This is a genomic window from Winogradskyella undariae, from assembly GCF_013285155.1.
Lineage (GTDB): Bacteria > Bacteroidota > Bacteroidia > Flavobacteriales > Flavobacteriaceae > Winogradskyella > Winogradskyella undariae.
The window spans coordinates 1-5,812 of the sequence record NZ_JABTEL010000033.1 but is presented as its reverse complement, the minus strand read 5'-3'; the positions used below and the strand labels follow the sequence as shown (position 1 = coordinate 5,812).

Here is a 5,812-nt window from a genome sequence, read left to right as displayed (position 1 = left end):
GCGTGTTTGTAACGTCTGATTTTCCTTCGGAAAATCCTCGCATACAAACCCGCAACTATTCTTATACATAAACGTTGCCAACAATATAAAAAACCCGAAAATTGATTGAAAATTTTAGAAATATTGAATATTTGGAATTTGGAAACGAAAGACAAAAACTTGCTTTTTCTGAAATAAAAAAATATCAGATTTTAGAGAAACTCAAAAAATATGACCCAATTTTGACTGGAACTATTCCAATCGGAATTGATTTACCAGAAAGTGATTTAGATATTATTTGTGAATGTCAAAATCACTCTGAATTTATAACATATTTATCAGAACATTTTTCTAACAAAAAAGACTTTAAAATTTATTCAACAAAACAAAATGGAATTTATTCAACTATTGCGGAATTTAAAACGGATAATTTTTTGTTTGAGATTTTTGGACAAGATATTCCAACCGAAAAGCAAAATGCTTATCAACATATGATTATTGAAAATAGAATTTTAAAGGAAAAAGGTTCCGAATTTAAACAAAGAGTGAAAGAATTAAAATCTAACGGAATAAAAACGGAACCCGCTTTCGCTAAATTATTAGGGTTAAATGGAAATCCATATTCTGAATTATTAAAACTGAAAAAATAAATACTGTTGGCAACACCGTATATAATTTATTGCTAGTTCTAGCCTATTTACGAAAATCCTCGCGGATTTTCTATTCGGTTTTTATTTGCTAAATTAGGTGCTTAAACCACGCAACAAACCATATACAACAACGTTATGCTCAATTAGAAAAACATACATGAATAGAACAAACATTAACAGAAATACTTGGTTTAGGAAAAAAGATTCCACTATTGAATTCACAGGAAAACTAAATTCTTTTAATATTAAAGATGTTTGTGCTTCAATAAATATTTTTAAACAGTCTTCAAATCAAAATTTAACACTTGATTTTTCCAAGGTACTACAAGCATATCCAAACGGAGTTCTTCCAATAATTTCGTCAATCACAGAAATTCGAAATGAAGGATATAAAGTTTACGTAAAATTACCAAACAATGATAATGTTCGTAGATTATTTAGGAGTGTAAATTGGGCTCATTATTTGTCACCTAGCCAATTTGATAAATCTGAGTCTGCTCACGACAGACACTTAGTTACGCGAAATTTTTTTGATGAAAAAGAACAAACTCAAGTAGTAAATGACTTTATGGATGTTGTTCTCAGAAACATGAAAGTACCAAAAGATATTATTTCAGGATTAGAATGGTCGATTAACGAAATCACAGATAATGTATTAAACCATTCTAAAAGTAAATCAGGTGGTTTCGTCCAAGCAAGTACATATCCAACAAACGGAGTTATAGCATTTGCAGTTGCTGATTCAGGAAGAGGAATATTAAATTCTTTAAAAGAAGGGTTTCCAACACTTAGAACGGATATCCAAGCTATCGGAGAAGCTGTGAAAGCTGGAGTAACAAGAAACCCAAAATATGGCCAAGGAAATGGATTAGCAGGTTCTCTTAGAGTTGCGACTTTAACCGGTGGCTCATTAGAAGTTACAAGTGGCAGAGCTAGAATTATAAGTACATTAGAAGAAACTAAAAAAAATGACCGAAGAGAATTTCAATTATATCAAGGTACTTTAGTCTGCGGACAAATAAATATTTCAAAAGATTTCTCAATTTCAAAAGCTTTAAACTTTGGTATGGATGCCAACTATGAACCTGGAAACGTGATTGACTATCATTACGAAATGGAAGATGAAAATTGTTTAATGCTTAAAATGAAACAAGAAACTACTGGGTTTGGAACTAGACGCTCAGGTAAGCAGATTAATACAAAAATAAATAATTTAGTCACTGCTAAACCAAATTTCCCATTAGTTATAGATTGGGAAGGAATTCCAGTAATTTCAAGTAGTTTCGCTGATGAAATGATAGGTAAGCTATTCATCAAATTAGGAGCAATTTCATTTTCTTCATTAATAAGAAATATAAATATGGAACCTCTAATAAGGAACTTGCTTGACAAAGCTATTGCACAAAGATTAACACAAGCAGTTGATGATGAAAATTAAAAGAGCATAACAAACGTGTATAATTAATTGCTTTGTTCTTCCCTACCTGTGAATATTCCTGCGGAATTTTCACGGGTTCGTTAAAGTTTGCTAACTTAGTTGCTCAACCACGCAACTAACCATACGCAACACGTTACCTGCAAGCGCAAAAAAAAAGCATATTTAAACTTATGGCAAAAATTCATAGTCTAAAAATATCAAATTACAGAGGAATTGAAAAACTTGAGCAAGTTTTTGGCATAACAGATTTCATATGTTTAATCGGGCGGGGAGATTCTGGAAAAACAACTATTCTTGACGCTATTTCGAAAGTTCTATCTCCAATGTGGAATCAGACTTTTCATGATACAGACTTTTATAATGGAAATATTTCTAATCCAATTGAAATTGAGGTATCTCTATATGATTTACCTATTAGTTTGACTAATGAAAACAAATATGGTCTTTATATTAGAGGCTTAGAAGAGGAAACCAATATTATCCATGATGACATAAAAGATGACTACCTAGAAATACTTACAATAAAATTAATAGTTGATAAAAATTTAGAACCGAAATGGACTATCGTTAATAACCGTGAAAATCAAGAAGAGATTGAAATGAGTGCAAATGATAGAGCTAAACTGAATGTGTTTCTAGTTTCAGATTATGTAGACAAACACTTTTCTTGGAGTAAAGGAAATCCATTATATTCATTATTAAAACAAGATGATTCTATTAGTGAAAAAAATAATATAATTCTAGATGCGTTTAGAGAAGCAAAACAAGAAATTGATACAAGTTCATTCAATCATTTAGATGATACGGTTAAGAAAGTAGTAGATTCAGCCTCAAAATTGGGTGCTGATATTAAAGACAATACAACAACAACTATTGATTTTAAAGATATATCTATTAACAATCAAAGAATTAGTTTACATGATGATAAAATACCATTTAGATTAAAAGGTAAAGGTTCTAAAAGAATAATTTCAGTGGCTATCCAAACCGAACTATCAAAGTTAGGAGGGGTTTTGTTAATTGATGAAATTGAACAAGGGCTGGAACCAGATAGAGCACAACATCTAGCTCAAACTTTAAAAAGAGAGAATAAAGGCCAAATTTTTATAACAACACATTCTAGAGATGTATTAGTAGAATTGACTACAACTGATTTATTTAGAGTAAAAAATAACTACAGTAAACTTTATGAATTTGACTCATCTTTACAAGGGTGCATTCGTAGTAATCCAGAGGCTTTCTTTAGTAATAAGGTTTTAGTCTGTGAAGGACCAACCGAAATAGGGTTTTGCAGAGGATTAAATAATTATTTAATTACTGAGAAAGGTATTAATTCCGCTATTAAAGGTGTTCGTTTTGCTAACGGTGGAGGTTCAACTCAAATTGACTATACCAAAGCGTTTCTTAATGCAGGATATAAAGTTTGTTTATTCTGTGACTCTGACGTACAGAAAATAAATGATGAAAAGAGTTCTCTCACTTCTTTAGGTGTTACGATTATTGATAGTGATGACAAAAAAGCTATGGAAAATCACATTTTTGAAGATTTACCTTGGGATGCTATCAAAGAATTGATAGAATATAGAATAGAAGAAAAGGATGAGGATAGTGTTAAAGCATCAATAAATTCAAAATATACATCTGAGTTAGGTGAAAACTGGAAAGATATAGATTCTAATGATTTAAGAGATGCAATTTATAAATCTTCAATTGTAAAAAAGAAAGAGTGGTTTAAACGAACTGACCATGGAGAAGTTATTGGTAACATTAGTCTGAAATATAAGCAGAAGTTCCTTGATAAAAAATTGGGTAAACAAATTGACCAATTAATAAATTGGATTGAAAATGATTGATTGCAAAGAATTTGTTTCCAAAGAAAAAAGCATGTTAATTGCACCAGCTGGATTTGGTAAAACATATACCATATCAGAATGTTTAATTCATTTAGAAGGTAAAGGAAAACAACTAATACTTACTCACACTCATGCAGGCGTAGCTTCTCTGAAGGAAAAATTCAAACAAAAAAAAATTCATTCTTCTGATTATAATATTGAAACTATAACGAGTTTTGCTCAAAAGTATGTACTTTCATTTTATACAGGAATAGACATACCCTCTCAGGAGAATAGTAAAGAATATTATCCTTTCATAATAAATAAAGCTAAAGAAATATTTAAATTAAAACTTGTTAAAAATGTTATTTCAAGAACATACTCTGGCTTATTTGTTGACGAATATCAAGACTGTACAACTCAACAACATGAGTTAATCTCATCATTAGCTGATTTATTCCCGACTCATATTCTTGGTGATTACTTACAAGGAATCTTTGGCTTCAACGGTGAAGCACTTGTTGATATGCAAGCTGAGAATGATATGCTTGAATTTAATAATAATCAGTATTCCTTAAATCAACCCCAACGTTGGCTAAGAGGAAATAATAGTAACTTAGGTTTAGATCTAAAAAAAATTCGAGAATCTATAATTAAGCAAGAAGAAATTAATTTATCTGAGTTTCCATCAATTGAAACATTTACTTTTGATGAACGAGATTTATATATACCGTATAAGGATTATTATAAAGAAATAACGAAACTTTTAAAAGAAGAGAATTTATTGATTTTACATCCTGATTCTACAAGTATTTATCCAAGACTTAAATTAGTTAAGCAATTTAATAATCGTATGAAGTTAATTGAATCAATAGATGATAAAGACTTTTATAAAATAGCAAAAACAGCTGATGAAATTACAAATGAAAATATAGTTTCTAAGTTAAAAGAGTTAAGCTATAAACTTTTTAATAAAACTGAGCTTGATAAGTGGTTTAATGAAAAAGGATTTAAAAAGAAAAGAGAAGAAAAAGATCGTACATCTGTTAAGCATCTTGAGTCACTGATAGAAGAATTAAAAAATGATATTTCTTATAGTAAAATTTCTTATTTTTTAATTGGAGTAAAAGAACTTCAAGGTATAAAATCTCATAGGAGAGAATTGTTTAGCTCATTTCTAAAATCTTTAAGAGATGCAGATGAAAATAAAATTTTAGTATCAGATGCTATGACAAATAGTCGTAATCTAATTCGTAGAACTGGTCGTAAAGTATCGGGTAGATGTATCGGAACAACATTATTAACCAAAGGATTAGAATTTGATACTGTTGCTATAATAAATGCCCATAAATTTAAGTGTCCTAAACATCTTTATGTTGCATTAACTAGAGCTTCTAAAAGGCTTTTAATATTCACTAATAATGTTGTTTTGTTACCTTATAAATAAAGCCAGCAGGTAACACGGTATAAAAAACGAAAGCCAAGTAATGTTAAAACAAAATATGCTATCCAAAAACTAAATTCTATGTGTGAGAAAGAAGATGTTTTTTCAGATTTAGGTAGTATTGAACATATCGTTTCTGAATCAACTGGAGGAAATTCATTTAATATTGGAAACTTGATTTTGTTAGAAGAAAAGCTGAATGGAGAAACAGGAAATCAAAATTATACTGAGAAAAAGAAAATATTTAAGAAATCATCTTTTTCTTGGATTAATCAATTTGTAAATGATAATGAAACTTGGAAAAATGATCAAATTGAAACAAGAGCAGAAGAATTAGCTAGAATATATTACAAAGAAATATTTAAAAAGATTATCTAAATAAAATACTGTGCCCAACAAAGTACTGTGGTAAAAAACAAGTAAAAACTTATTAATTTATTGCTAAAGTACTTCTGTAATTATTATCATA

Annotated in this window: 4 protein-coding genes and 1 pseudogene; all 5 read left to right on the top strand. The window is 29.4% G+C overall.

Annotated features, from left to right (window positions below):
• The first annotated feature begins 101 nt into the window (after window positions 1–101).
• A complete protein-coding gene (locus HSX10_RS18365) occupies window positions 102–629 on the top strand; it encodes a DUF4269 domain-containing protein (RefSeq protein ID WP_217363327.1) in 528 nt (175 codons plus the stop codon).
• A gap of 157 nt (window positions 630–786) precedes the next feature.
• Entirely contained in the window at window positions 787–2,067 is a 1,281-nt protein-coding gene (locus HSX10_RS18360) for an STAS-like domain-containing protein (RefSeq protein WP_173589712.1), read from the top strand.
• Window positions 2,068–2,237: 170 nt separating this feature from the next.
• The gene (locus HSX10_RS18355; protein ID WP_173589711.1) at window positions 2,238–3,920 is read left to right on the top strand and encodes an ATP-dependent nuclease; all 1,683 of its coding nucleotides are present in this window, start codon (window positions 2,238–2,240) and stop codon (window positions 3,918–3,920) included.
• On the top strand, window positions 3,913–5,346 hold the full coding sequence (locus HSX10_RS18350) for a UvrD-helicase domain-containing protein (RefSeq protein WP_173589710.1): 1,434 nt from the start codon (window positions 3,913–3,915) through the stop codon (window positions 5,344–5,346). The genes HSX10_RS18355 and HSX10_RS18350 overlap by 8 nt, the downstream gene beginning before the upstream one ends.
• Window positions 5,347–5,391: 45 nt before the next feature.
• Window positions 5,392–5,721 (top strand): annotated as a pseudogene (locus HSX10_RS18345) (GmrSD restriction endonuclease domain-containing protein); the annotation flags it as partial.
• Window positions 5,722–5,812: the final 91 nt, after the last annotated feature.

Bases quoted from the DNA above. Each gene is read 5' to 3' on its own strand.
- HSX10_RS18360 (WP_173589712.1), top strand. From the start codon at position 787: ATGAATAGAACAAACATTAACAGAAATACTTGGTTTAGGAAAAAAGAT.
- HSX10_RS18355 (WP_173589711.1), top strand. From the start codon at position 2,238: ATGGCAAAAATTCATAGTCTAAAAATATCAAATTACAGAGGAATTGAA.
- HSX10_RS18350 (WP_173589710.1), top strand. From the start codon at position 3,913: ATGATTGATTGCAAAGAATTTGTTTCCAAAGAAAAAAGCATGTTAATT.